We start from the raw sequence: 25,270 nt of genomic DNA on the forward strand, positions 1-25,270 counted from the left end.
TCGAATCATCTGTTCATTTTATTCAATTTTACAAAACATTACCGAGATTTTACAATAAGGTCAACGGTATCATGGTGGGAGGATACCACAAAAGGGGGATTTTTGATGACAAAATCCGTAATAACTCGTGGTAATCCAGAGGTACCTCTCTGTGCATTCACGTTCGATGACGGTCCGATGCGGATTCCTATTGATGCGTGGCTGGATGCCTTGGAGCAGGGTGGAGCGCGCGGGACGTTTTTTTTAACAGGCGAGTGGTTCGATCGGTACCCGGCGAAAGCGAGAGAAATGCTAGCCAGAGGCCATGAACTCACGACACATACTTATCATCATCGCAGAATGGCAGATGTGACTAAAGCTGTATTCTTCGAAGAATTGAAGCTGGCTGAGCTCGCATATCAAGAAGCAACGGGAAGGCCGGTTCCAACCTTCATGCGTTTTCCTTACGCCTCTTATCGGGAGGAGAATTTGGAATGGCTTCGGGAGTGGAACTATCTCGTCATTGAGGGGGAGGATACCGTAGATTGGTCGGGACCGCCAAGTGCACAGCTTGTGGAGCGGGTGATCCCTAAGCTGCTCAACGGGTCGATTCTTATGTTTCACGCTAATGAAATCGCCAAAGAGACGCCGCAGGCCGTTAAATCGCTAGTCTACCATACTCATGCTAAAGGTCTTGCTATGGTTCCTGTTTCCGAACTTCTTCATGCTGATGGCATCTCAACTGGTGAACGAAGCTGGCAAGTCCGCTACAAACCGATTCTCCAAGAATCATTCCATAGTGAACAGTGGAAAAACGTTACTGGGGAAGAAGAATTGCGGAAGCTGGCCGCCGATTCACTTGAATGGGGGAACCCAAAAGCCCCGAAAGGGTCCGGTGCTTATAAGAAATGGCTGCAAGAACTTTCTATGCAGGTGCAGTTGGATGGTGAAACGTATTTTGTTGCCCGCAGCTTTGCCGACCAGCACTGGGCATACGTGCGTGCTTCAGTCTGCGGCGGCGTGCTGGTGCTGGAAGATTTCGCTACGAAGGAATCCCATGCGGATGCCCTAATATATATCCTGCAATGGGCGGCTCATGAGGCATCCACCTTGGGATGCGAGTGGGTTACCAGTACACAGGACATGCGCCGTATTCACAAGCTGTCTGAACAGTTGGGCTTTGAAGCGGAGATTGTTTTACAAGAATGATAGAGCTAGTAGAAGGTTTGTAACCAGTATAGCAGACACCACAATGATAGGACTCAGGTTCAACAGAGAGACGCGTAAGCGGTTAGTTACTCAACTATAGAAGAACGTGGAAGCTGCATATATTGCGGCTTTTTTTTATCAAAGTACAAATCAAATATGGTCATCTTGACTATCTTTGATTACAAATGTAGTATTGACTACAAAAGTAGTCTAAGTGGAGGTAGAATAATGAAGGAAATTCCACGCATTTCCGATGCGGAATGGGAAGTCATGAAGGTGTTATGGTCAAAATCGCCGATGACAGCAGGTGAAGTGATTGACTCCTTAGCAGATATAACCGACTGGAGTCCAAAGACCATCAGAACCTTACTCACCAGGTTGGTTCAAAAAGAAGTGATAACCTTTGATTCAAACAGTAGGCCATATGTGTACTCGCCTCTAGTTGCAGAAGAAGAAACCACTCGAGCGGAAACGCAATCTTTTCTGAAACGGTTATACGGTGGTGGAGCCTTAAAACCGATGTTGGTTAATTTTCTGAAGTATGAAAAATTGTCTAAAGAAGACATAGAAGAACTGAAAAGTATTCTGGAGGAAAGAAAGGAATAAGCCAGATGACTTCTGTTCTTATTGACGTATTAACCTGGATCTTATCCACGTCGTTGATGGCTAGTGTATTGGTCTTTTTTATTTTAGCTGCCAAATGGTTACTGAAAAATAAATTAAAGCCTAGGTGGGCCTATTTACTGTGGATTCTTTTGGTCCTGAGGTTATTGCTACCGTGGGCGCCTGAAAGCTCGTTTAGTGTTTTTAATATCTTCCAGCCGCTTTCGGAAAATAGCCACCTAGTAACAGAGAAAGAAACTCCTGCCTCCCCTGCTATTGAACAAAGCTTTGATATATCATCAAGGACACAGGTACTAGATTCATCGCCAAATTCAGTATCGACAATCGGAAGTGACTCGACTGTGAAAAAGCCGATGTCACTCTTGCAAATAACGTCAATCTGGCTGGTTGGCATGTTTATGTTCCTAAGTTTTATGATTAGAGCGAACGTACGGTTCACTGCGCTAATTAAAAAAGAGGTTACTGTCATTGATCAGGGGATTAATTCATTGTTTGAACGATGTAAAGATGAAATGAAAGTGCACCGAAAAATAGCGTTAATTAAGACGAATCAAGTATCTAGCCCAACCTTGTTTGGTCTACTGAAACCGAAACTGTTGATACCTGACTTCGCTCTATGTTATTTGAATGAAGTGCAGCTTCGCTACGTGTTCTTACATGAATTATCGCACGTCCGTCGTAGAGATATTGCCATGAACTGGCTAATGAACATTTTGCTTAGCGTACATTGGTTTAATCCTTTGTTATGGTATGCATACCACAAGATGCGAGCTGATCAGGAGATGGCTTGTGATGCCTGGGCCTTATCGAGAATTAAGCCTGAGGAGTCCAACGAGTATGCCTTAACGATAATAAAATTGTTAGAGCTTTTCGCAAATCCGGTTCGTTTAGCAGGGGCAGCCAGTATTTCAGGAAATAAGAAAGAACTTAAGAGGAGACTAGTTATGATCACTTCATTCAAAAAACACTCCTATAAGTGGTCTTTGATTGGTCTTACAGTCATCTTGTTATTGGGTGGTACCGCGTTAACGAATGCCAACACACAAGATAAGGGTAATCAGGCGATCGAGGACAACAATCAATCACTTGATGTTACAGCAATAGAAAACCTTTCTGAGGTATGGGCCAATGCACTAAAAACGCGGGAAGGTAAACCTCGTTATGAGATGATGTCTTCAAAAGCAAAAGATAAATTCATACAAGAACAAATCATTAGAAGCGGTGAAAACTGGAATTATAATATAGGGGTTTCTAGTCCTTGGGTTGTTGATTTCGAGAGTGAGATCGATGGTATGAATGTGATTATTACATATTTAACTCTAACAAGTGAACCGAACTATTATAAAACAGTTGAATCTCTAAAATTTTCCAGGGAAAATGGTAAACTTGTAGTAGATGATTTTGAAACCATTAATGAAGGAGAATGGACGGAGAACACAAAGATTTCAGAAACAGACTATGAGCGAATGATCAATATAATTATTTCAGTTAATAAAGGAGATCTACCTGTTTCTGCTCTAAAAGATGCTGAACCAATACTTCGTAAAAAAGGTGGTTTAGATAACTTATCTACTTCCATTTTAGAAAAGTATATTAGAGAGACTATGGATAGGGTAATTAATACAGGCCATTGAATGAAAGATGGCTATAGTTGAATAGAGAAACCGTGTACGAAGTTGCTGGGCACGATCGGAAGCTATTGTTCGTTAATGGGAGGATAGCGTATCATCTAAAAGGCTTTTTAAAACATAGCCCCATTGACTATGACATTAATGTCATGGTCTACACTACTAATATCAAATGAAAAGGATGGTGAACCTAATGGAGCATCAAGCTCATATCGTGCTAGGCATATCTGGAAGTTTGCGTAAGAAGTCGTCCAATACTTTGTTGCTCTCGTCCATCAAGGGAATGATGCCGGCCGGTACAGAGTTTCGTATATATCAAGGGCTTGCGACTTTACCACATTTCAATCCTGAATTAGATGGTGATGAAGCAGAATCGCATGAGGCGGTGCGCGAATGGCGGGAGCAGTTGCGAGCAGCAGATGCAATTGTGATTTGTACGCCAGAATATGCGCGAGGTGTGCCAGGTTCGCTGAAGAACGCGCTGGACTGGGTCGTTTCTTCAGGAGAATTCATGAGCATGCCGACGGCGGTTATAAGCGCATCGCCGCATCCTGATGGTGGTGCATCAGCACTGCAATCGCTGACAATGACCTTAAAGATGATGAGTGCAACTATCCCAGAAGAAACATCACTTGCCGTCCCTTTCGTTAGTAGGATGATCGGGCCAAACGGTAGTGTGACAGACCAGAAGACCTTGACAGCACTACTCACCTTGGTTAACGCGCTGTCGCAGGCCATTTTGGAGAAATAATCATATGAGACTAACAAAACTCTCTTAACATGAAGCTGCCGGCATGATCGGCGGCTTTGTTACGTTTTAGCGCAACAAATTCGAATAACTTGCATCTAAATTATGGAAGGCGGTGCAATCGCATCCACCACAAACAGTTGCAGAAGAGATTATCATTCAATAAGAAAGCTATAAGAAGGGACCAAAATGAATTCAAAGAACCTAATAATCATAATTTCTATTTTATTAAACCTCGCCCTGACTACGTATGTATATTTGAAGGTAAACCATCTGACAGATGTTTATTCCAATTTATCCATTGGACTTCAGAGCGATTTAGTTCAATTGGAAAGTGCTATTGAATATCAAAATGAAAATAATTGGAAAGAAGCTGACAATATAATTGAAAAGATTGAAGATGTTAAAGAAAGCATTAATTACTTGCTGGTTACAGGTAAAGATACAGGGCTAATTACAAAAACTCAAGAAAGTGATCTGTGGAAACTGAGTAGCTATTTTTTAAACTATCCTACATATACAGGATCTTCAAATATAAAACTAGATAGCAATAACATAAATGAACTAAAAGAATTAGGGGATGATCTAAAATCAGCTGGATGGGAAATGAACAAAGGATATAGTGGTGACTGGGAAAGTTTATCAATGAAAATCAGCACCTTAATTAAATAAGTGAATTAAAAGTTGAACTCCATTTGGAATCTAAGTGGATAACAGATGTATTGCCATGCATGGATTCAAAGATTTTCAGGAAGTAGGAGAGGATTACATGCGCAGGAATTGCAAGTTGATTTTGGTTGAAGGATTATGCGGTACGGGCAAATCAACGTTGGCAGAACGACTGAACGGTTATCTTGCAAAGAAAGACATATCATCCCATTTTTACGATGAAGGCGCAGTGCGGCATCCGACGAGCTTGAATGGGCACGCTTTCTTCCGAGAAGTGGAATATAAGGAACTTCTGGAGCGATATCCGATTGCAGCTGACGAAATTAGTTCGCGGGTTATAAATGACGAAAGCTACTATCTGATTCCGTATCGTGAGTCCATGGCGCCATTTAACGGAATGGAAGCACTATATTCCGAGCTGAAGTCTCACGAGCTATGCTGGACGCCTTCTCCGGTAGCAACGCTGACCGAGTTTACGTATTTAATCCAGGGGCAGTGGTCGCGTTTCGCTAATCTTGCCAGCACTTCAGACGAGGTTTATGTGCTTGAAGCTGTGTTCTTTCAGCATCAGATTCATGATTTGCTACGTCATTATCAAGTTGATGATTATCAAATCGAGCAGCATATCAAGGGGATTGCGGATCAGATTGCTGCAATGAATCCTGTGTTGATTTATTTAGCTCAACCGAGTGTACGAGAACAACAAATTTGGATTTCCTCCATCCGTTCAAAGCATCACTACGCCACCGAACAAAGTATTAGGTTTATGGAGTACCGCAAGAAGATTGAACTAAGACTGATTGATTTGTTGCCTTTTGCAACCTATTTAATTGAAAATGAAAATCGAGACTGGGAAGAAGTTTTTAGTAAAGTGGTATGGGCAATTGGTTCAAAATGTTAATCACGATAAAGCCGTTTTTCTGTCGTGGGCAATTCCATGCTGACTTTACACGGATGGCAGTTCGTTCAACTTACGAAGAAATATTCATGTCGGACGACAAGAAGATGTATACTAATCAAGTCGCATAAACTGCGGCTTTTTATTTTTTTATAGAAGTTCTTGTATCAAATAAACGATAAATCTACAGATAAACTACAGATTACTATGCTATCTTTTTTCAGGAGGGAGATTTATGGTCATACAAATTCTGCTTGTCGAGGATGATGAGCATATATGTAATACCGTCAAAACCTTTTTATGCGAAGCCGGATATAAAGTAGACGCCTGTACAGAAGGTAACGAAGCGCATAAAAAGTTTCATAATCATATATATCAGCTTGTCATTCTCGATATCATGCTGCCCGGCATGAGCGGCCATGAGCTTTTACAGGAGTTTCGCAAGCTAAATAATACACCTGTACTGATGATGAGCGCCCTTTCTGACGATGAAAACCAAATCAAGGCGTTTGACGCTGAAGCGGACGATTATGTGACAAAGCCATTCAAGATCCAGCTTTTGTTGAAACGTGTGGAAGCCTTGCTCCGGCGGAGCGGCGCGCTAGCAAAAGAAATCCGATACAGCAAGCTGACATTACTTCCGGAGGATTTCAAAGCATTCTACGGTGGCGTGGAACTGCCCTTGACACTCAAAGAATTTGAAATCCTTATGCTATTGGTTCAGAACGGGGGCAGAACGTTATCGCATGAAATCATCTTATCTCGGGTGTGGGGGTATCAGTTTGACGGCGACGGCAGCACCGTACATACCCACATCAAAAATCTACGTTCAAAGCTGCCTGAGAATATCATCCAGACTGCTCGCGGCATAGGTTACCGATTGGTGGAAGAAACATTATGAAGAAAAGTGGCATATTTATCAAAGTATTTATTTACACCATCATTTTCTCGGCATTGTTGGTCGGAGCGACGGCTGCCCTATTTTCGTCGCAGATTATGGCCTATTACTCAGGACTTGAACTTCAAAAAATCAGCAGCACATATGAGCAATTAATTGAGCGTTCACATGGGAATGTTGATATGACTGAGATAGCGAAGCAATTTCACGATAGAAACCAAACGTTTCGGTTCTATATTACAGACGAAGGCGACAATATCGTGTACGTGACACCTGATGCTGATACATCCAGCAGTTTGATCGGCATGAGCCCCAATGGCGAAAAATCTTCGTTCATTGTTTATCTCGGCAATGGCTATTTGCTCCACGTTTTTAACGATGATGTTTTTTCATTGAAATACAGTCACTTGATTGCACGTGTGCTTGTAATGTTGTCTGCCATGCTTGTCGTCTGTGTCATAGGCTCATATATTTTTGCCCGGCAGATGACAAAACCAATCAAAACTTTGGCGGATAATACAACCAAGATGGCGAATCTCGAAGAAGTCCAGCCCCTGCCAGAGCGTAAAGATGAGCTTGGCATATTAGCCCGCGACGTTCATTCCATGTACGACAGGCTGAAGAAAACCATCTCCCAATTAGAGGACGAAATCCTGCGGGAGCGCGAGTTGGAGGAAACACAGCGATATTTCTTTTCTGCAGCTTCCCATGAGTTAAAAACGCCTGTCGCGGCTACAAGCGTCTTGCTGGAGGGGATGTTAGCAAATATAGGTGATTACAAAGACCATCCCAAATATATGCGTGAATGCTTGAAAATGATGGACGCACAGAGCAAAATGATTTCCGATATACTGGAGATTGTCAGTCTGAACGACGGAAAAATCGTACCCGCACCTGAAAAACTGGATATCAGGCGTACCATTTCCGAAATGCTCTCTGATTTTCATACGTTGTCTGAGGCGAACGATCAGCGTATAGTTACAGATATTCCTGATGGACAGACTTGCCTTGCGGACCCTAAAATGTTGGGAAAGGCGCTTTCAAACGTCATATTGAATGCAGTGCAGAACACGCCGAACGGCGGGGAGATTCGGATATGGAGCGATCCTATTGCTGACCAATATCGTCTTTGCGTCTTAAACATTGGCGTGAGGATTGACAATACTGTTCTGCCTAAGCTTTTTGACCCGTTCTACCGCGTGGATAAGGCACGGAGCCGGAATAACGAACGAAGTGGCTTGGGACTGGCCATTGTCCGAAAAACGTTGGAATCAATGAACGTTGATTTTGCTTTGGAAAACACTCCGGAGGGCGTTTTATTTTGGATGCACTTGCCGAAGACGTAATTGCGAGGATGAAAAAAAGGAGCTTTTATGAATACACGAGAGCGAGTAATACAAGTCTTTTTATATGTTGTTTTCATCTGTTACCTGTTTTTATTAATTAAAATATTTTTCTTATCGAGAGTTTCGATTTCGGAGCTATTTAATAGTCACAGGACGTTAGTTAGATCCATCAATCTTATTCCTTTTGATAGCATAGGTGAATATCTATCTGGCAGCACTGCTAATTTAAAAAGATTCGCTTTTGGTAATGTGGTGGGAAATATAGTTATTCTTATTCCCCTAGGTGTATATTTGCCATTATTAAAAAGTAATACAAGAGTAATCATTAATCTGTTGTTTATATTTATAGTGAGTTTATTTGTTGAAATTATTCAGGGGCTTTTAGGCATTGGAATAGCAGATATTGATGATGTCATTTTAAATTGTTTAGGTGGATGGATTGGAATTCTAGGATACAATTCTTTACTATTTATATTACGAGATGAAAAGAAAGTATATACTGCAATCACCGTACTATCTGTTATCGTTGGATTACCTATTATATATTATTTTTTATTCATGATAAGAATGAGATTCTAAATATCTTCAATAAACAGGCTGCCGATATTATCGGCAGCCTGTTCAGCAACTTGGCAGGACGAGTACCCATTAATCAAAACATTATTGTCAACCAAGTCTAATCATTAGGCTTGGATTATGCACTCACACCTTGACTCCATTTGTAGAAGCCGTAGCCTTGCCCCTCAAAGAACTCTAAAAACCCAACTCCGGCCTGTATTGGTTCAAGTGTTACCTTAATCGATCTGGTAGTGTCACGTCTATGGATGAGCTTGCCCACCCATTCTCCATTTAAGATATCTTCTTTCACCTGTTGCATAGTTTGACTTACGTACATGCATTTCCACCTTTCCTGTGCCTCATATTAGTGTGACAGCAATCTATTATACCCGACACTTTTAGTTATCACTTCAGGTAATCATAGTTTATGCCGCTTCTCGATTATATAGAAGGTGGTGGGTAATTAATGTCACTTTCCGTTGTCGCATATTAGGTAGTTTTATCGACTGTATTGTATAACCATGATAGTTGAGATTGTATTTTTCGAATTATTGCCGGTAAGGCTTCGTTTTTGAAACTGGCATTTGGAACGAATTCGGAAATAGTGATTCAAACATCAATATAAAGGGTATATCTTAGAAAAGAAGCAGCATTCAACGTATCACCACACTGAAATGATAGAGTCATTTAATTCTTTTGATGCCGGCCTGTAACTGGTCTTGTTGAACATTTGCTCCTTTTTGTTAATACATGGAGCAAGTGTTTATTTTGTTTGGGATACGTAATTAATCATTTGGGGGATTTTTTGATGGATAAACAATCGTTGGATTTCATTAAACAAACACTTGAAGAGATAAAGCAAAGGACAATTTCTGTACTGGAGGAGGGACAAATTGAGCACGTTATTCTGATGTTAGATAGAAAGTACCCAGCGCATCTGTTAGAAAAAGCCAGCCTTGATATTTCTAATCAAGAAAGCTCTATACGGCTCGAGGTCTGCGGGACAGATGAGGAGCTCGAAAAGCTGGGTCGAATGCTTGAACATCTACAGCGGGACGATGAAGTGACCCCATTCAGAGCTCCAATTCCGTATAAATCCGCAGGTCACGATAAAGCAACGGATCAGTTTAACGATGATCTGCTCAAACTCTATCAAGTAATCTACAATTTGGGGACAGACAAGACGAAGGTTCATATTCATAATATGAACATACTTAATAAGCTGCAGAATACCGATTACGAATATCCTGGCTACTAGCTTTAATTGGAAACCCATAAAAAGCCTTCCGTTTCGACGGAAGGCTTTTTAGCTTATAACTTTGAGAACTCGTGTGAAAGGGGAGGGGGATACTCCATCAAATCAATTCAAATCAATCACCTGCTATCAAGCTTTTGCCGAATCGCTTGCTCAATCGAGTCCATCGGATCGCTGCCCGGTCTCGGAATAAAGTAAGCAGGTACGCTCGGCTTAATATACAGTCCACTGGCAATGGCCAACTCAAAGCTAATCGAACCTTTATCTTCAACGAGCGATTGGAGCAGCGTTGAGGTCATGCCGGCTTGCTTTGTCTGCAAAGCTGCGTAAACGACTTCGACCATATCACCACGAAGGAAAGGCTTTGCATTGGCAAGCCGCGAAGCAGGATCCGCTGTCAGCATTCCATTGTTATGTGACAATTCTACCGCATTGGAAGTCGTTGCGTTGGGGTAACCAAGCAACCGGTTGATTAAGGTCAAAAATTCTTTGCCCGTCATTAAACGATCTGGAGCAAATGAGCCATTCCCGATGCCTTTGACATAACCCTTGCTGGCTGCGTATGCAATGGATTGAACAGCCCAGTGCGAGCTTTTTACATCGGTAAAGCTGGACTTCATTTGTGCTCTTGCAGCGTCGTCCGCCTCGCCGGAAAGTCGAAGCAGCATAACGGTTCCTTGCGCCCGAGTTATGGGATCCCCTAATTGATACCCATAGTTGGTTCCCATAAAAAGGCCAAGCTGATTCAAAGTATCCGCTTGTTGCGTACGTTGGCTTGAATTTGTGGAATCGGATGCGGAAAGAATAGATACTTCTTCTAGTAGTTGATCCGATTGAACTTGTTTTGAATAATTAGTGGTTGCTTCTTCAAGCTTCGGTTCTTCGGTTTTCGGCGTCTCCGGTATTGGTTCAACTTCCACACCGTTTAGTTCTCCGGTATGGACTAGACTAGAGGGATCGGAGATATACGAGCTGACGTAGTTGTCTGGAGCTGGTGGGTTATTAATCCATAAGAGTGGAGAAGCATTCAGTTGATATTCAGTCAACATTCCTTGCGGGTCGAAGGATTGGACAAGAGTAACCGACTTCATTGGCTCATTAAAATCCTTAACGACCGTACTTCCATCCAATTTTTTTCCAGACCAGAACTGGATGGAAGTTTGTTTCTTCAGCATACTGGGCTCATCAAACTCATTGCTTATTGAATTGCTTAAGAAGCGCTCCGATCCGCCTTCACCGGACATTCTTATAAACTGTTCTTCAATGTATTGGTCGCCTGTGAACAAATGCACGATACCGTATAGGATTTGAACTGGCTTGTCCGTTCCGCCTGCAATAGTTGTCAGCCAATGATCGGCAACAGCATAGCGGGGATATACAGCAAATTCAGCAGCATATACGACTTCAATTCGATCAAAGTCATATTTGATTTCTCCATCGGCGGCCGAGACTTGAGCAAATTGAATAAGCATAATTACGGAAAGCAAGACTGCAAACACAAATTTACTAGAATTCTTTTTCATATAGATACACATCCTCACCAAATAATTCCATTACAATCATACAAAGAGATACGGAATTTGTCACTATATTTGCGGATGGAGCAGCTTTATGCTAAACATACAATTTTATTAATTTAATAGTGATTCAATCGTCTCGGAAACAACTTTCTAATAGATTAATATGGCATTGATATAGCACAGGAACCTTGAGTCGAATGATGTGATCGAGAAAATGATCGACAGTAGCTGGCTTGATGGACAGTTACCGTTTTTATTGAAGAAACGGCAGAATAGTTATAACTAAAGTCTTCCCAAAATAAGGGATTACATTTGATATAATCATCTAAGCAGTTTGGTTGAACGGCTGTTGTTTTCTATAGATGGGTATCTATGCCGTGTAACATGATAACGAGTATGTCCAGGATAATATGCACTACCTCATCGACAAAGAAGAAAATGGAGGAATTAATGAATATTAAACTTGAAGAGCTGATTTATGCCTTAAGCCAACGGTTCAAGAAGGATATCATCGCGGCCGACTGCCAGACTATGCCATTACAGGGCGGAACCGTGGGAAATGTGTACCTGGTATCGGGCACCGCCGAAACCGCAGAAGGTGAAATATTACCGTATCGTATTGTACTGAAAATCCAGAAGAAATGGGAGCGTTACGGCGATCCGGATTCATGGCGTCGGGAATATGATCTCTATTCGTCTGGCTTGGGAGCGACTTTCTCGGAAGCCCTCCGTTGGCCTACATGTTATCATGCCGAGTTCAATGCCGAAGTTAATAGTTTCCATCTGTGGCTGGAATACATCGATGGTGTAACTGGTTTAGACTTGACTAGTGACATGTATGAAATGGCCGCGGGAGAGTTAGGGCGCTTTCAAGGCAAGCTGTATGCGGAGCAACCTGCTGTGCTGCAGAGTCTGACGAACCTGAGCCATGAGGATTTTATGAAGAATACGTATTTGCATTACCGGTCATGGCCGGTCGTCTACGATTATATACGATCGGAGGAATGCGATTTGCCGCTGCACGTGCGGCAAATGCTCATCGACATCGATGAGCAAGCAGACGAGATATTCGACCGTATTGAAAAATTGCCCCTCGTGCTATGTCACCGGGACTTCTGGGTAACGAACCTTATCTATGCAGACGGGAATTTTGCCCTCATCGATTGGGATACCAGCGGATGGGGCTATCTGGGCGAGGATCTCGCAAGCCTGATCGCGGATGAACCGGATATCGATCACATGGTCGAACACTATCAGCGATGCATACCTGCGTATTACAAAGGCTTTTCGGAGTATGCGGATGTATCCCGAATCGCTGATCATTGTGTGTACGAGATAATCCTTCTCGTATTCGGGTACAGGCTTGTGGAGGGGTATCTCCACGCAGAGGCTGATGACGAGAAAACGAAGCATGTCCATACTCTCCAAAAAATCTATGAAATGAAGACTATACCCTTCATGGTTACATCTGGTTACAAAGCCTAAACGAGGGTTAGTGAACGAAGACAGGATAGTGTAACCACTTCACGAATATCATAGGTGTAACGGATTTTTAAGAAGTTCGTAAAAAAGACGTTAGCTTAAATTGCTGTAAGAATTCATAAAAGAAAGGAATGAAAGCCAATGAATAAATCTGCGTTTACAATTGCAATAAGTGGACCATCTGGTTCAGGCAAAAGTACACTAACAAAGCATTTAAAAGAGAAACTTGTTGATGCGATATCATTCCACTTTGATGACTATGTATCAACCAATGAATATCCAGAGGATTTTTTTACATGGTTGGAAAAGGATGCTAACCCTAAATTAGTTCTAAATCCTAGTTTTAATAGAGACTTATATGAATTGGTTCACGGAAGATCAATAAAACTACCTAACAATCAAATGGTAGAGCCAGAAAAATACATTATAGTTGAGGAACCTTTCGGCAGAGGTCGGGAAGGTATGGCTGAATTAATAGATTTTGTAGTTTGTATTGATATTCCATTAGAAGTAGCACTAGCACGTAGAATTTTAGAAGAAATACATAAAACAGAAAGCACTCCAAGTGAATCTTTAAATAACGTCAAAGAATATTTGTCTCAGTACCTTATGGTAGTAAGAAATTTATACCAAGTTATTAATTCAAATGTAATGGCTGATTGTGATCTAATTGTATCTGGACTTGAGCCAATTGATGCAATCACGGACCAAATAATAAAAGAACTTGAGAAAAGAAATATTAAGCAACTCAAACAAGACAGCAACTTCAGCTAGCACCATATTCACGCAAGTGTCTTAGCTCTGAAGAATATAAAATATTGTGCTATCACAATTGGTATCTTATATCTCCTAGGTATGCCACTTTATTATCTCATGGCCGGAAAAATTGATCCTCCAAGTTTCATGCCAATCGGATCGGTCATTATTTTCGCTTCTATAGTGATCGCCGTTTTTGCTGCTGTTCTTCAAAGACTTTTACAAGAAGCTATTCATATAAAATCAGAAAATGATTTAACGGTATAAGGTGAATATCATAGTGATTATCATCATACATGCACCGATGCCATAGAGCAAAGGAGATTCAATAAGTAAATGATTAAACCTATACAAATCAAGCTTGACCATAATGCAAAAATGGTACTGGATGTGCAAATTCCATCTTACTTAGTCGAGGCAGAGCTCATTCAGTCGCATGACCTGCCGCCACTAAAGGACACGATTGATTCCTTGCAGCAATGCGATGAAACGTTCTATGGCTATTTTGATGACAACACAATGCAGTTACTTGGCGCGATTTCCTTTAAAATCGAAGACGCAGTCCTGGATATTCACCGGCTCATCGTCCATCCCGATAGTTTCAGACGCGGAATCGCTAACGCTTTGCTCACATACATTCAAACGCTTGCAATCGATTGCACTAAAATCATCGTTTCAACTGGAGCAGCAAATGTTCCAGCGAAAGAGCTTTACTTGAAACATAATTTTCATGCAATCGGCGTAATCGAACTGCTTCCAAATCTTTTAATCACTTCATTCGAAAAAATGATCGTGCTTTAATACAGATTAAAGAATTCGATTAAGTTCTAGGAGGGAATTAGTGCGCTACTTTCTGAAGTTAAACGCTTTGAGCGCAATCTTTGCCTTATTGCCGTTTATAATGAGTGAAATCCCGTTTCCAGGTTAATTATTATTGCAGGTTTAATACTCTACCCGTTTTTATTGGCTGGAGTTCTGCTATTACACTGTTTTGGTACAAGGGTTATTCTTAAGTCATGAAAATGCACCAGTATTTTAACTACCATTAATGGGGGATATAATGTTTAATTTCCTATACCACTATTATGAAGAATCTGCTGGACCGTTTCGAAATTTATCTGATTTAGAACCCGAAGAAGCTGAACTAGTATTAAGCGAAATTCGACTTCTTAAAAAGGGATATGCAAGCAAAAGATCTAATGATTATCTTACAATTCGACGAAGTCTTGAGTTGAAGGCAAGGGAGATATTCATTATGAAAGGTGGAAGGCCTGTTAGAAGTTTTCCTCATTATATGACTGTTGGAGAATGCCCCTGGCTCCTAGAATGGTATGAAAAAGGTAGAGAACTTCGTATCCCGATTTCTAATTTTGTTCCGGATACAATCAGTTTTACTTATGGGGATTTGTTTCCAACAATGCGATATCAAGATGGGAAGATGTACAGGAATCAGGTCTATACATTTAACGAGATAGAAGCACTTATAAATGAGTTCGGATTACCACAAGAATGGAATCGATTAGGTAATAATGGACCAGAAAGGTATATAGAAGTCCAGGTTTGGGACGATAAGCCATTATCCACGTTGTTGTTGAACTCCTTCAAAATTCAATAATTCCAAACCAAACACGAACAGCGGCCGGCAAGTAATCGGTTGCTGTTTTTTCGATAATGATTATAGAGCTCTTCTTGTAGTTGTTTACCGACAGATCACCTGTTAGGGCTACACTATTCACAGTTGAGATTGCAACGTAGAAAATTCCAGTTGACCACGATTCATCTGCCGTTACAGATCTTTGGGTACCAGGTTCCACTTTAAATAACATCTTCTGAGTTCCAATAAGACTACCTCGAGTAACTCGGACTGTCATGGTCGACTTCGTTTTATTGTTAACCCGGACTTTGACCCAACCATATTTAACTGGGATGATGAAAAATTGGTCTACTCCATCTTTAAGTGGATTATTGAAAATCACGTCTTGTGTATCATTAGGTATGCCTCCAACAGTGATCCCTTAATGTGAATGTACTATGTTAACTTTAAACTAATTTGGGTATTAAATGAAACTTTTCACTTAGTAATGTAGTCTAATAAGTGTCACATGCTAAATCGCTGAAAGGGTTTAAAGGTGTTTCATCAGTACAGTTATATGAGATTTCTGAAATAAGCTTGATGGCTATATCTCAAAGAAGACAGGTGCGGCAGTCGGGAACTTTGACCGGCTGCTTTTTTAGGAGGTTTGTTAGTGAAAAGGTGGAAAATATGGCTTTCAGTAGTTTCACTCATTCTTGTGGTTGCTTTATTTTATGTTCTAGATACTAGATTTTGGGTCGATAAGTACGAAATTAGAGGTGACACAATAGTATTTGAGAATACTCATTATGTATATGAGAATTCCGACTCAGATAAACTCGGCAAGTTAATTGGTATTGCTTATTTTGAAGGAAGAAAAAGGGGAATAAACGATTACATTTGGCCAGAATGGGTGTATGGGTACAAAGGCGATAAAGAACATAAGCGAATCTTTGTAAGAGGGTTAATGGATCTAGGAGATACTTATATTAAGCAGTAAATACTATTAGGAGGGTCTTGTATGGAAATCGGAAAGTAACAGTATTGCCAACTTAATTGCTCATATTAGAGGTGCTGTACATTCACGAATTGAAACTATTCTTCTAGATATTCCCGACACAAGAGATAGGGTCAGGGAGTTCGAAAAAAGGATTAAAGATGTCTAAAGAGCAAGCAATGACAGATACTAGAGATTCTTTTGACAGCCTCATACAATATCTTGAGCATCTGAAATCCTCACCAAAGCTATTAATGTCCCAACCATTCTAAAACCTGCCACCTCTTACATATAGCCAGGTAAATAATTAATGAAGGTCCTACTGAATGGGAGAAAGAGAAGTCACCAATAGAGAAATAATACGCTACAAGAGGAGGAAGCTCTTGAAATGATATTAGCTGAGGAGCTTACCACGGCAAAAAATTAAATAATTCCATTATTTTAAAAGGAGTAATTCAATGAGTACACCAAAACATATCGTTTCTGCAGCGGCTATTGTTGTGAATGAAAAGAATGAATTATTACTTATAAAGGGACCAAGAAGAGGCTGGGAGATGCCTGGTGGTCAAGTAGAAGAAGGGGAATCCTTAAGTCAGGCTGCAATAAGAGAAACAAAAGAAGAATCGGGGATAGACATTGAAATTATCAAATTCTGCGGGATATTTCAAAACGTAGAAAATTCAATCTGTAACACTTTATTCTTAGCGAAGCCAATAGGTGGAGAATTAATTCTATCCTCTGAAGAAAGTTTGGAGACGGGATACTTCCCTATTGATGAAGCACTAAATAAAGTGCAATGGAAAGATTTTAGACAAAGAATAGAGTACTGTTTAAGACCTGAAATTCAACCTTTTTGTATTGAGTTTCATGATGAGAAAAATATTTAAATAGAGTTTTATACCAAAGAAGCAGATTGCTGTGCAGCTGCTTCTTATTTTTTGTTTTAGGCTTGTATACATATTGCTCACCAAGACGTTGTATAGCTTGGAGGGAGGTTAGAAGTGGACGAGCAGATGTTACAGCTACTGTAGGAAAAAATGAAGCATATTCAGAGATACTTGATACGTTTGGGCGCAACTCGTGCTGACGCTGAAGATATTGTCCAGGATACCGTATATAAAGGACTTCTTTATCTGGATTCCATTGTACCTGATAAATTTTCTGCATGGTTGTATCGGGTAGCGCTTAATCGGTATTACGACTTGCTTCGGAAGAAAAAACGAATACAGTGGTCGATCGATGAGGACGTTGTGGGAGGCAGTGAGATCCCGGAAGAGATTTTGCTGCGGAACGAGCAAAGAGAAGAGATTGAGCATGTGCTGGAATCGTTATCTTCTATTTTCAAGCAGTTAATCATTTTGAAATACGAGCTGGACTTACGATATCAAGCCCATAAAATGCCCGATGGTACAATTGTAGATCCATTTCCAGATTCAGAGCGCTTTGTTTATGGCTTCGGAGTTGGTGCGGAGGACAGTGATGTCTCAGAAAAAAAATTCCTTGGTAGGCTGGAAGTTGGGCTGCGTGCAAATCGAAAGTATAAACAGGAGTATGAACGCATTTACGATTATTTACGCAAGGAAAAGGAAAAACCCAATATAAGTGACGTACGTATAATTGGCGTCGTTGTGACAGGAACGGCTGACAGCCTAAAGGCGCTTCAGGGACAAAAGTATCTGAAGGCTGCTGTGCTTGGTGCGGTAGTTGATAAGTACTGAAAATAGAGTTTAGCGTAACTTTTCAACTGAATACGCGTCATTAATCTAAATGGTAAGCAGAACAGAGGGGGTAGTATGACACTCGTTCGTTTGGCCACGTTTGAAGATGTACCGCAGCTTGTACAAATGCGCCCGCGACCAGGGAAATCCCAAGATCCGTATAACGGATACGTTACCAATGTTTATACTTGCCCTGCTATGGAAAATTGGTCAAAAGAGAATGAGGTCGAGATTAAGCAGGTATTGCTAAACAGACGAAATAAGCAGTATGTTAAAACTTGACCAGTAATTACCATAGTTGAAATCACAAAAGTTTGCGACAATCAACGTTGTAGTAATCACAGCATAAAGGAAGTTAAACGAAATGAAAAAGTTCATAATTACGTGCGCCCTAATTGGTATGTTATGTTTCAGTTCGACTGCTCTAGCAGCCGAAAATATCAGTATAAAAGTAAAGAATAAGCTAGTGCAAACTGACAGTGCACCTGTTATCGTTCAAGGTAGGGTGCTGGTTCCACTTCGTACGGTTTCAGAATCGCTTGGAGCGTCAGTCGAGTGGAGGCAGCAACAGAAGACGGCTATCGTGTCCAAGTGGTCAAAGAAGGCTTCGTTAACTGTTGGGAAAAAGACAGCATGGGTTGAGAATAGTGCCGCTAGAGAGTTGAACGGTTATTTTTCGTTGGATGTTACGGTCAGAATCATTAATAATCGCGTGTATGTACCTTTGCGGTTCATCTCACAGCAGCTTGGTTATGAGGTAAGCTACCAAAACAATACCGTATCGATCGAATCACCGTATGCAGGTAAGTACAATGAGAATTACTACGCTCAGATCCTCTCGGGTGACTTAGGGAGAAGCAGAAACATTTTGGTAAGCAATATGGGTGCATATGGATTACGCAATTATGAACATACCCCTCTAAAAACAGTTCAACCTGCTTCAAGCATGGCATTCCTGTTTCCAGAAGGAGAGGCGCTGCGATTTTTCTTGATCGAAAACAATGAAACGATTACTTATTTTGAATATAAGGATGATTTTATAGTGGCCACTTGGCAGGCTCACGTCGAACAAATAGAAGGTAATGCCATTGAACAATTATTTGCGGATAAACTTAAGGACCGTACAGGAGCGACACCTCAAATCAACAAGCCTTTTTTCTACCACTACATAGAACCTTACGGGAATGAGGTCCAGCGATCAGGGCGTATCGATATCGATGGAAAGTATACCGAAACGGGATACAAAAATGAGAGCGAATCATTAGGAACGATCGCGAATGTGCTTCCAAACGAGGTTCGAAATGAAGTCATAGCAATCCCTCAAAATTGATACGGTAGCCGGACAGAAGCTCGGCTGCCGTTTTTACTGAAACACGTAAAGTATTATGTAGTCATCGATGAAGGAGGAGTACAAATTGAAGAATAAAATCATCGAATACTGTTTAAAGAAGAAAGGAGCGACTAAGGACTATCCCTTTGGATTCGACCCAATAGTGATCAAGGTTGCAGGGAAAATGTTTGCCCTTATTTTTGACGACAAGGGAGAGTATTCTTATATAAACCTTAAATGCGATCCAGTGATTGCGGATAATCTGAGAGAGCAGCATGATTATGTTAGTCCAGGGTATCACATGAACAAAAAGCACTGGAACACAATTACAATCGGGTCTACCTTGCTAGAGTCGGATGTCTTTGCTATGATTGATCACTCTTACGATTTGGTTGTTCAAAAACTTCCTAAGCGTTTAAGAGAATCAATATCAGAGCCGAACTAATAAATCAATAATTTGTGAACATGACAAACAGATGACAGGCGAGAAATAAAGGGAAAAGAAACTTATAAATTAGGATACAACAATCTGTATCTTGAAGGAGGACTATTCCTTGCCTTTCTTTATGAGGACAATGCTGAAGGTCTTACGAGTACCAAATACGACAATCTTGATTGTTGTATTCGCTTTCGTGTTCGGCAGTGCCACAATCGCTTACGTACTAGAACCATCTACTTTTCATAACTGGTTTAATGCCCTTTACTGGGTGATGACGACTATGGCGACCGTTGGCTACGGAGATTTCTTCGCAAAGACCTATATTGGTAAAGCATTCACGATATTTATTTATGTGTTTGGCATTGGTCTTCTCAGCTTGATTATCGGCAAAGTCATAGATATGTTTTCAACTATCTACAAACATTGGGAGGCAGGGAAATTGAACTTTCATGGGAAAGATCACATCATTATTATTAACTGGAGCAAAAAAGCCCAGTACGCTATCGAGGAAATCCTGTCCTTCTCTCCATCATCCCATATCGTCATAATAGATGAATCGGATAAGCATCCCATTCTGGATCGTCATGAGATACACTTTATAAGCGGCGATCCGTCCTCGGAAGAGATCCTGGAGAAAGCAATGATTAGGGAAGCGAAGGCGGTCATTATTTTTGCAGATACTCGCATTGATGAGCCCGCGCTTACTGATGGCAAGACACTGTTAATTGCGTCAAGTATTGAACGTCTCCACCCGAACGTTCACACGACAGTTGAGATTACTCAGGATAAGAATACGAAAAACTTCCGCCATGTAAAAGTGAATGATTTTGTACTATCATATGATGCCGTATCACGTCTTGCCGTTCGAGCTGCTTTACAGCAAGGGAGTTCTGAGATTATCAACCAACTGATTAGCCGAGAAGTTGGCGATGATATATATGAGATCCCGGTGAAGCGGGAATGGAAAACTTACAAGGATGCTTTCCAAGGGACATTGGAATACGGGGCAACTCTTCTCTCTGACAGAGGTGATCTGGGGATCAACCGCAAATTGAACGAACCGATTCCGCAAGATGCCAGATTATTCGTCGTGTCCGATGAAGCAACCTACCTTAAACTAAAAAGCAACAAATAGATATGTGGAAGAGAGTGAACCTAAATTGAAAGTCATTGTCATTGGAGCAGGGATTCTTGGTGCATCTACTGCCTATCACCTCGCGAAAACGGGAGCAGAAGTGCTGCTCATCGATCGAAAAGACAAAGGACAAGCTACGGAAGTGGCTGCCGGCATCATTTGTCCTTGGATATCTCAACGGCGGAATCAGGCGTGGTATCGGCTTGCGAATGCAGGCGCTCGTTATTATCCCAAATTGATCGAAGCTCTTGAGAAGGAAGGGGAAACCGATACGGGCTATGCCCGGGTTGGAGCCCTTAGTATTCATACGGACACAGAGAAAATTAATAAGATGGTGGAACGGGCCACGAATCGATTACAGGATGCACCCGAAATAGGTGAGATTACGAAGCATGATGAGAACCATACCCATGAACGGTTTCCATTGCTTGCGGATGGCTACTCATCCGTTCATATTAGCGGAGCCGCACGTGTAGACGGTCGAGCTCTTCGGGATGCACTAATTCGTTCGGCACAAAGGCATGGAGCAGTTTTGATTCACGGGGATGCTGCCCTTGAGGTTCAGTCTAACCATGTAACGGGAGTTACGGTTGATGAAGATCACTACAAGGCAGATAAGGTGATTGTCTGTGCGGGAGCATGGGCAGGGCAATTGTTCCAGCCACTTGGCATAGAACTCAAAGTCAGCTATCAGAAAGCGCAAATTATGCATGTCCAGGTTCAAGAGAGCTATCAAGAAACGGGCAGCTGGCCTGTTATTATACCGCCTACTGATCAGTACCTGCTTGCATTTGATCATCAGAAAATCGTTATTGGGGCAACTCACGAGAACGATGTCGAAGGATATGATACAAGAATTACTGCCGGCGGGATGCAGGAAGTTTTGAATAAAGGAATCACATTAGCTCCTGAACTAGCTAATAGCACTTTCCAAGAAGTACGAGTAGGCTTCCGGCCGTTTACGCCTGGCTTCCTTCCGGTTATAGGTACGGTTTCTGGTTGGGTTAATCTTATTACAGCGAATGGGCTTGGAGCTTCTGGATTAACAACTGGTCCGTTTATCGGGAGCCAGCTAGCGAAGTTAGCATTGGAACTGGAATTAGATATTGATATAAGCGATTACGATGTAAGAAATGCGCTATGAGAAAAGGCAGCCACGATGGCTGCCTTTTTATATTCTTATTTTGCTGCAAGCGTATGGTTCGCATGGTATTCCCGGTATTGAGGGTTCTCGCCGCATACCATAAGGCCTTGACCCCAGTTGACATGAACATCTGCTGTTGGAATGTCCATCGGATCACGGTATTGGTACAATACATTCCGGCGGTTACGGGTACTGCGGTTGACGTCAGAGCCATGAATCGTCAAGTAGTTGAAGAACAGTACATCTCCTGCTTTGGCCGGGCAAGGAGTTGCCATCGAGAGAGGGTATTCCTTATGATCCAGATAATATCGGCCTACATGCGGCATGATATCGTTCTTGTGAGTACCCGGAATGACGCAAAGACAACCGTTCTCCATATCCGAGTCATCCAAATGAACACTAGCTGCCAACATGGAATGATTAGCATGAGGGAAGTAAGGTGCATCTTGATGAAGCGGGAACGCAGCACCGTTTTCAGGTGGTTTTACGAGCATCTTGCTATGATGCAGTTGAACGTTAGGACCAATCAGTTGGGAGAGAACAGATGCCATATTCGGATGAATAGCTGCACGAGTGAAGGAAGCATCTTGATAATGGACATCATGGAAGCCTTTCAGGACAAGCTTCTTCAATTGATCAGGAGGAAGGTAGTCACCTTGCCAAGTTGCGTTAGAATCGAATTTCGATTGCGCAGCACGATTGAGAATGCCATCGATTGCCGTTCTCATTTCTTCAACCTCTTTTTGGGAGAAGACACCTCTTACAAGTAAATACCCATTTGTTTTGTAAAATTCCACATCAGCCTGATTAATCATTTTTTTCAGCTCCTTGTATTGAAGTATATGGTAGCGATTACTTATACTCGAATTATAGGAAATTCAAACGAAACAGTATTTACTAAAAAGAGACGTAGTTTTAAGAATTTACGCCAAGGTGGTGTTTTTATGAATACGGAAGGCTTTGAAGCGGGAAGTGCATTTCTTAGTGAGATGTTGACGAAATGTCAATCGAGTCATCTTTCGTTTCGGATCTATTATTGGGGCTGGAGAGATCCTCATTACAATAACAATGTTCATAAGCATTCCTTTTACGAGGTTTGTTACGTCGTATCGGGAGAAGGCGAGTACCAGGATGAGGATACCGTATATCAGCTGCGTTCAGGTTCTTTGTTTGTGTCTAGACCCGGCGTCTGGCATCAGATTCGAAGCACGACGGGCCTTGGGCTGCTCTATGTGGCGTACGAATTGGAGAAAGAGCAGTGCCGTGAAGAAGACTTCGCTGTGTACAGTGCTAATTTGGATACAGGACCAGTCTGCATGGAAGTGGATAATAGCGTCATTCATTATTGGCTGGGCCTTTATAAACATGCTGATTCTCGGCCTTATGGAGAACTCAAAGAATTGCATACAGTCGCCGGTATTCTACTAGCTGGTCTACTGCGGCCGTTTGTCAAAGATGATAGTAATAGAAATCAGAACGCTGCCAAACCAAGTAACGAGACCCGTTCTGCTATTCTACGTCTGTCCAAACAATATATAAGAGACAACCTGTCAAGTCCACTGAAAATTGAGGAAGTTGCCGAATACATGAACCTCTCCACGCGTCAGCTGTCCCGGCTCTTTCAACTCGATGGTGGAGACACATTTCTCACTTATTTGCGTAATGAGAGGCTGAAGCATGCGGAGATGATGCTGAAGACATCCATATTCTCGTTGAAAGAAATCGCAGCTTATTCGGGGTTTCAATCGGTCCATTATTTTACGAACGTGTTCACCGAGCAAAAGGGGGTGCCCCCAGGGGAGTTTAGGAAACAGTTCTTGGATGTGAAGTAAGACGGGGAGAACAAGCCTATTATTAAGTTTCATGAAAGAGGATTAAGGGCAGCGACAAAGAAATCTACTGAAGGTTAAGCATAAAAAACGATGAGAAGGGATTGTTCAAATGAACGTGTATAATTCCGCTTCTAATGTTGCCAATCCGCAAGCAGGTCATTTTCTGACTGATATTCCAGCGCATGATCCGTTTGTTGTCGCGGACCAAGCAACAGAGACCTATTATTTGTATACGGGCGGTGGCCCAAGAATACATGGGATGGACCGGTATGGTGTTTTAACTTACAAGAGCAAAGACTTGGTTACTTGGGAAGGACCTTATGTTGTCTTCACTATCCCTGACGGCATTTGGGCTAATCCGCAGCATGGCGCGTGGGCACCGGAAGTTCATGCTTATAATGGACGATATTATCTGTTTGTTACGCTTCATAATAACGATAGAGCGCTCGAAGGTGAAGGACATGACGGTTATCGTCTCCAGTGGCGAGGCTCTGTCATTGCCGTATCCGATTCCTTGGAAGGACCCTTCGAGATTATAAAGCAAGAAGCGCCGGTACCACCGGAGCAGCATATGACATTGGATGGCTCTTTGTATGTAGATGAAGAGGGCGTACCTTGGATGGTTTATTGCCATGAATGGGTTCAGATAGCAGATGGCACGATCGAAGCTGTGAAATTAACGAGTGATCTAACGGATCGTGCATCAGATCCTATTCATCTCTTTGATGGATCTGCGGCGCTATGGGATAACGGGGATCATCCGGCTGACGGTTCAAAATCTATCTACGTCACGGACGGCTGTCAGTTGTATCGAACCAAGAATAATCGATTAGTCATGTTATGGTCTACATACGACAAAGGGAGCTACGTTCAGACAATTGCACGTTCTACGAGCGGTAAGCTGGAAGGTCCATGGGAGCAGCTGGAACCTCTTGTTTTTGATGACAGTGGGCACGGCATGCTGTTCCAAACCTTCGAAGGCGAGTGGAAGCTAATCCTACATTCTCCGTTCCGGATGCCAGCGTCTCGCTGCAAAATATATAATATCGTTGATGACGGGGATTCGTTCAGCATCAAGCAGGATTAAGATTATTTGTGATAGCGTTGTCATTTAAAGTGTAAGCCCTGAGGTCATTAGATCTCAGGGCCTTTTATCTTACAATGAGAATAAAGATGGAGGTATAATATTTTTAAAATGTTAAAATTAGTTTAATTTGATTAGTAAGGAGGCTCACTACAATCCATGATGTGGTTCATTTACATAGGTTGTGCATTTATTTTTATTAGCGGATTAATGGTTGGAGCATGGACAACGGCTGATCAGCAAAGGGCGAATTTCAATACAGAGGTGCCGTCCGAGAGAAAAATTAAGAGAAAGATTGCAACTATTTCAGCTGGTCTAGGAGTAATCTGTTTTGCAATAGCAGCAGCTATATATTTATTATAAGTCGTGTAAACCGCGGCTTTTTTATTTTTATATTGATAAAAAGATACTCGTCCGATATGATTCACAAAATACTTAATTGTGGTAG

Annotated in this window: 27 protein-coding genes and 1 pseudogene; 25 read left to right on the forward strand and 3 right to left on the reverse strand. The window is 41.7% G+C overall.

Annotated features, from left to right (window positions below; translation table 11 throughout):
* Positions 1 to 105 precede the first annotated feature (105 nt).
* The 10 genes from AB4Y93_RS01475 (at position 106) to AB4Y93_RS01520 (ending at position 9,815) form a co-directional block, all read left to right on the forward strand.
* Positions 106 to 1,188, forward strand: a complete 1,083-nt coding sequence (locus AB4Y93_RS01475) for a polysaccharide deacetylase family protein (protein WP_441888249.1) — start codon at positions 106 to 108, stop codon at positions 1,186 to 1,188.
* Positions 1,189 to 1,416: 228 nt separating this feature from the next.
* Complete coding sequence (locus AB4Y93_RS01480; RefSeq protein WP_441888251.1) at positions 1,417 to 1,794, forward strand: BlaI/MecI/CopY family transcriptional regulator; 378 nt, start codon at positions 1,417 to 1,419, stop codon at positions 1,792 to 1,794.
* Positions 1,795 to 1,799: 5 nt separating this feature from the next.
* Positions 1,800 to 3,446, forward strand: a complete 1,647-nt coding sequence (locus AB4Y93_RS01485) for a M56 family metallopeptidase (RefSeq protein WP_441888253.1) — start codon at positions 1,800 to 1,802, stop codon at positions 3,444 to 3,446.
* Positions 3,447 to 3,633: 187 nt separating this feature from the next.
* Positions 3,634 to 4,191, forward strand: a complete 558-nt coding sequence (locus AB4Y93_RS01490) for an NADPH-dependent FMN reductase (protein ID WP_441888255.1) — start codon at positions 3,634 to 3,636, stop codon at positions 4,189 to 4,191.
* A 186-nt stretch (positions 4,192 to 4,377) separates the two neighbouring features.
* The gene (locus AB4Y93_RS01495) at positions 4,378 to 4,860 is read left to right on the forward strand and encodes a hypothetical protein (RefSeq protein WP_441888257.1); all 483 of its coding nucleotides are present in this window, start codon (positions 4,378 to 4,380) and stop codon (positions 4,858 to 4,860) included.
* Positions 4,861 to 4,957: 97 nt separating this feature from the next.
* Entirely contained in the window at positions 4,958 to 5,758 is an 801-nt protein-coding gene (locus AB4Y93_RS01500; RefSeq protein WP_441888259.1) for a hypothetical protein, read from the forward strand.
* Positions 5,759 to 5,990: 232 nt separating this feature from the next.
* Entirely contained in the window at positions 5,991 to 6,656 is a 666-nt protein-coding gene (locus AB4Y93_RS01505) for a response regulator transcription factor (RefSeq protein ID WP_441888261.1), read from the forward strand.
* On the forward strand, positions 6,653 to 7,999 hold the full coding sequence (locus AB4Y93_RS01510) for a HAMP domain-containing sensor histidine kinase (protein ID WP_441888263.1): 1,347 nt from the start codon (positions 6,653 to 6,655) through the stop codon (positions 7,997 to 7,999). The genes AB4Y93_RS01505 and AB4Y93_RS01510 overlap by 4 nt, the downstream gene beginning before the upstream one ends.
* 27 nt (positions 8,000 to 8,026) lie before the next feature.
* Positions 8,027 to 8,578 carry a VanZ family protein gene (locus AB4Y93_RS01515; RefSeq protein ID WP_441888265.1) on the forward strand — a complete coding sequence of 184 codons (552 nt, stop codon included), beginning with the start codon at positions 8,027 to 8,029 and terminating at the stop codon, positions 8,576 to 8,578.
* A gap of 787 nt (positions 8,579 to 9,365) precedes the next feature.
* Positions 9,366 to 9,815: a hypothetical protein gene (locus AB4Y93_RS01520; protein WP_441888267.1), complete on the forward strand. Its 450-nt coding sequence runs from the start codon at positions 9,366 to 9,368 to the stop codon at positions 9,813 to 9,815.
* A 116-nt stretch (positions 9,816 to 9,931) separates the two neighbouring features.
* Here AB4Y93_RS01520 and AB4Y93_RS01525 read toward each other — a convergent pair whose 3' ends face one another.
* Positions 9,932 to 11,335, reverse strand: coding sequence for an S-layer homology domain-containing protein (locus tag AB4Y93_RS01525; protein ID WP_441888269.1), 1,404 nt, complete (start codon positions 11,333 to 11,335; stop codon positions 9,932 to 9,934).
* A gap of 447 nt (positions 11,336 to 11,782) precedes the next feature.
* Between AB4Y93_RS01525 and AB4Y93_RS01530 the strand changes: the two genes are divergently transcribed.
* The 5 genes and pseudogenes from AB4Y93_RS01530 to AB4Y93_RS01550 all read left to right on the forward strand — a co-directional run bounded on the left by AB4Y93_RS01530 (position 11,783) and on the right by AB4Y93_RS01550 (position 15,185).
* Complete coding sequence (locus tag AB4Y93_RS01530; RefSeq protein ID WP_441888271.1) at positions 11,783 to 12,817, forward strand: aminoglycoside phosphotransferase family protein; 1,035 nt, start codon at positions 11,783 to 11,785, stop codon at positions 12,815 to 12,817.
* Between the two features lie 138 nt (positions 12,818 to 12,955).
* The gene (locus tag AB4Y93_RS01535) at positions 12,956 to 13,588 is read left to right on the forward strand and encodes a hypothetical protein (RefSeq protein WP_441888273.1); all 633 of its coding nucleotides are present in this window, start codon (positions 12,956 to 12,958) and stop codon (positions 13,586 to 13,588) included.
* Between the two features lie 15 nt (positions 13,589 to 13,603).
* Positions 13,604 to 13,837: pseudogene (locus AB4Y93_RS01540) on the forward strand (DUF2975 domain-containing protein); the annotation flags it as partial.
* Between the two features lie 69 nt (positions 13,838 to 13,906).
* The gene (locus AB4Y93_RS01545) at positions 13,907 to 14,371 is read left to right on the forward strand and encodes a GNAT family N-acetyltransferase (protein WP_441888275.1); all 465 of its coding nucleotides are present in this window, start codon (positions 13,907 to 13,909) and stop codon (positions 14,369 to 14,371) included.
* 259 nt (positions 14,372 to 14,630) lie between these two features.
* Positions 14,631 to 15,185, forward strand: a complete 555-nt coding sequence (locus tag AB4Y93_RS01550) for a hypothetical protein (protein ID WP_441888277.1) — start codon at positions 14,631 to 14,633, stop codon at positions 15,183 to 15,185.
* Here AB4Y93_RS01550 and AB4Y93_RS01555 read toward each other — a convergent pair.
* A complete protein-coding gene (locus tag AB4Y93_RS01555) occupies positions 15,172 to 15,396 on the reverse strand; it encodes a hypothetical protein (RefSeq protein WP_441888279.1) in 225 nt (74 codons plus the stop codon). The genes AB4Y93_RS01550 and AB4Y93_RS01555 overlap by 14 nt on opposite strands.
* Positions 15,397 to 15,816: 420 nt before the next feature.
* Between AB4Y93_RS01555 and AB4Y93_RS01560 the strand changes: the two genes are divergently transcribed.
* From AB4Y93_RS01560 to AB4Y93_RS01590, 7 genes are all read left to right on the forward strand, one after another.
* A complete protein-coding gene (locus tag AB4Y93_RS01560) occupies positions 15,817 to 16,143 on the forward strand; it encodes a hypothetical protein (RefSeq protein ID WP_441888281.1) in 327 nt (108 codons plus the stop codon).
* Between the two features lie 455 nt (positions 16,144 to 16,598).
* The gene (locus AB4Y93_RS01565; RefSeq protein WP_441888283.1) at positions 16,599 to 17,027 is read left to right on the forward strand and encodes an NUDIX hydrolase; all 429 of its coding nucleotides are present in this window, start codon (positions 16,599 to 16,601) and stop codon (positions 17,025 to 17,027) included.
* A 150-nt stretch (positions 17,028 to 17,177) separates the two neighbouring features.
* Entirely contained in the window at positions 17,178 to 17,858 is a 681-nt protein-coding gene (locus AB4Y93_RS01570; RefSeq protein WP_441888285.1) for a sigma-70 family RNA polymerase sigma factor, read from the forward strand.
* A 364-nt stretch (positions 17,859 to 18,222) separates the two neighbouring features.
* On the forward strand, positions 18,223 to 19,188 hold the full coding sequence (locus AB4Y93_RS01575; protein WP_441888287.1) for a copper amine oxidase N-terminal domain-containing protein: 966 nt from the start codon (positions 18,223 to 18,225) through the stop codon (positions 19,186 to 19,188).
* Between the two features lie 85 nt (positions 19,189 to 19,273).
* Positions 19,274 to 19,633, forward strand: a complete 360-nt coding sequence (locus AB4Y93_RS01580; RefSeq protein WP_441888289.1) for an MmcQ/YjbR family DNA-binding protein — start codon at positions 19,274 to 19,276, stop codon at positions 19,631 to 19,633.
* Between the two features lie 109 nt (positions 19,634 to 19,742).
* Complete coding sequence (locus AB4Y93_RS01585) at positions 19,743 to 20,762, forward strand: potassium channel family protein (RefSeq protein WP_441888291.1); 1,020 nt, start codon at positions 19,743 to 19,745, stop codon at positions 20,760 to 20,762.
* A gap of 25 nt (positions 20,763 to 20,787) precedes the next feature.
* A complete protein-coding gene (locus AB4Y93_RS01590; protein WP_441888293.1) occupies positions 20,788 to 21,906 on the forward strand; it encodes an NAD(P)/FAD-dependent oxidoreductase in 1,119 nt (372 codons plus the stop codon).
* A 35-nt stretch (positions 21,907 to 21,941) separates the two neighbouring features.
* On the opposite strand, the gene AB4Y93_RS01595 is transcribed toward AB4Y93_RS01590, so the two are convergent.
* Positions 21,942 to 22,721 (reverse strand): phytanoyl-CoA dioxygenase family protein, encoded by a 780-nt coding sequence (locus AB4Y93_RS01595; protein WP_441888295.1) that lies wholly within the window; start codon positions 22,719 to 22,721, stop codon positions 21,942 to 21,944.
* Between the two features lie 129 nt (positions 22,722 to 22,850).
* Between AB4Y93_RS01595 and AB4Y93_RS01600 the strand changes: the two genes are divergently transcribed.
* The 3 genes from AB4Y93_RS01600 (at position 22,851) to AB4Y93_RS01610 (ending at position 25,185) form a co-directional block, all read left to right on the forward strand.
* Positions 22,851 to 23,738 (forward strand): helix-turn-helix domain-containing protein, encoded by an 888-nt coding sequence (locus AB4Y93_RS01600; RefSeq protein ID WP_441888297.1) that lies wholly within the window; start codon positions 22,851 to 22,853, stop codon positions 23,736 to 23,738.
* Between the two features lie 109 nt (positions 23,739 to 23,847).
* The gene (locus AB4Y93_RS01605) at positions 23,848 to 24,825 is read left to right on the forward strand and encodes a glycoside hydrolase family 43 protein (RefSeq protein WP_441888299.1); all 978 of its coding nucleotides are present in this window, start codon (positions 23,848 to 23,850) and stop codon (positions 24,823 to 24,825) included.
* Between the two features lie 156 nt (positions 24,826 to 24,981).
* Entirely contained in the window at positions 24,982 to 25,185 is a 204-nt protein-coding gene (locus tag AB4Y93_RS01610) for a DUF5316 family protein (protein ID WP_167275265.1), read from the forward strand.
* The last annotated feature ends 85 nt before the right edge of the window (positions 25,186 to 25,270 follow it).

Source organism: Paenibacillus sp. YAF4_2 (assembly GCF_052113225.1).
GTDB lineage: Bacteria > Bacillota > Bacilli > Paenibacillales > Paenibacillaceae > Pristimantibacillus.

What these genes read in the sequence shown, in the direction of transcription:
- AB4Y93_RS01475 (WP_441888249.1), top strand. Translation starts at nt 106, where the DNA reads ATGACAAAATCCGTAATAACTCGTGGTAATCCAGAGGTACCTCTCTGT.
- AB4Y93_RS01480 (WP_441888251.1), top strand. Translation starts at nt 1,417, where the DNA reads ATGAAGGAAATTCCACGCATTTCCGATGCGGAATGGGAAGTCATGAAG.
- AB4Y93_RS01485 (WP_441888253.1), top strand. Translation starts at nt 1,800, where the DNA reads ATGACTTCTGTTCTTATTGACGTATTAACCTGGATCTTATCCACGTCG.
- AB4Y93_RS01490 (WP_441888255.1), top strand. Translation starts at nt 3,634, where the DNA reads ATGGAGCATCAAGCTCATATCGTGCTAGGCATATCTGGAAGTTTGCGT.
- AB4Y93_RS01495 (WP_441888257.1), top strand. Translation starts at nt 4,378, where the DNA reads ATGAATTCAAAGAACCTAATAATCATAATTTCTATTTTATTAAACCTC.
- AB4Y93_RS01500 (WP_441888259.1), top strand. Translation starts at nt 4,958, where the DNA reads ATGCGCAGGAATTGCAAGTTGATTTTGGTTGAAGGATTATGCGGTACG.
- AB4Y93_RS01505 (WP_441888261.1), top strand. Translation starts at nt 5,991, where the DNA reads ATGGTCATACAAATTCTGCTTGTCGAGGATGATGAGCATATATGTAAT.
- AB4Y93_RS01510 (WP_441888263.1), top strand. Translation starts at nt 6,653, where the DNA reads ATGAAGAAAAGTGGCATATTTATCAAAGTATTTATTTACACCATCATT.
- AB4Y93_RS01515 (WP_441888265.1), top strand. Translation starts at nt 8,027, where the DNA reads ATGAATACACGAGAGCGAGTAATACAAGTCTTTTTATATGTTGTTTTC.
- AB4Y93_RS01520 (WP_441888267.1), top strand. Translation starts at nt 9,366, where the DNA reads ATGGATAAACAATCGTTGGATTTCATTAAACAAACACTTGAAGAGATA.
- AB4Y93_RS01525 (WP_441888269.1), bottom strand. Translation starts at nt 11,335, where the DNA reads ATGAAAAAGAATTCTAGTAAATTTGTGTTTGCAGTCTTGCTTTCCGTA.
- AB4Y93_RS01530 (WP_441888271.1), top strand. Translation starts at nt 11,783, where the DNA reads ATGAATATTAAACTTGAAGAGCTGATTTATGCCTTAAGCCAACGGTTC.
- AB4Y93_RS01535 (WP_441888273.1), top strand. Translation starts at nt 12,956, where the DNA reads ATGAATAAATCTGCGTTTACAATTGCAATAAGTGGACCATCTGGTTCA.
- AB4Y93_RS01545 (WP_441888275.1), top strand. Translation starts at nt 13,907, where the DNA reads ATGATTAAACCTATACAAATCAAGCTTGACCATAATGCAAAAATGGTA.
- AB4Y93_RS01550 (WP_441888277.1), top strand. Translation starts at nt 14,631, where the DNA reads ATGTTTAATTTCCTATACCACTATTATGAAGAATCTGCTGGACCGTTT.
- AB4Y93_RS01555 (WP_441888279.1), bottom strand. Translation starts at nt 15,396, where the DNA reads ATGTTATTTAAAGTGGAACCTGGTACCCAAAGATCTGTAACGGCAGAT.
- AB4Y93_RS01565 (WP_441888283.1), top strand. Translation starts at nt 16,599, where the DNA reads ATGAGTACACCAAAACATATCGTTTCTGCAGCGGCTATTGTTGTGAAT.
- AB4Y93_RS01570 (WP_441888285.1), top strand. Translation starts at nt 17,178, where the DNA reads ATGAAGCATATTCAGAGATACTTGATACGTTTGGGCGCAACTCGTGCT.
- AB4Y93_RS01575 (WP_441888287.1), top strand. Translation starts at nt 18,223, where the DNA reads ATGAAAAAGTTCATAATTACGTGCGCCCTAATTGGTATGTTATGTTTC.
- AB4Y93_RS01595 (WP_441888295.1), bottom strand. Translation starts at nt 22,721, where the DNA reads ATGATTAATCAGGCTGATGTGGAATTTTACAAAACAAATGGGTATTTA.
- AB4Y93_RS01600 (WP_441888297.1), top strand. Translation starts at nt 22,851, where the DNA reads ATGAATACGGAAGGCTTTGAAGCGGGAAGTGCATTTCTTAGTGAGATG.
- AB4Y93_RS01605 (WP_441888299.1), top strand. Translation starts at nt 23,848, where the DNA reads ATGAACGTGTATAATTCCGCTTCTAATGTTGCCAATCCGCAAGCAGGT.
- AB4Y93_RS01610 (WP_167275265.1), top strand. Translation starts at nt 24,982, where the DNA reads ATGATGTGGTTCATTTACATAGGTTGTGCATTTATTTTTATTAGCGGA.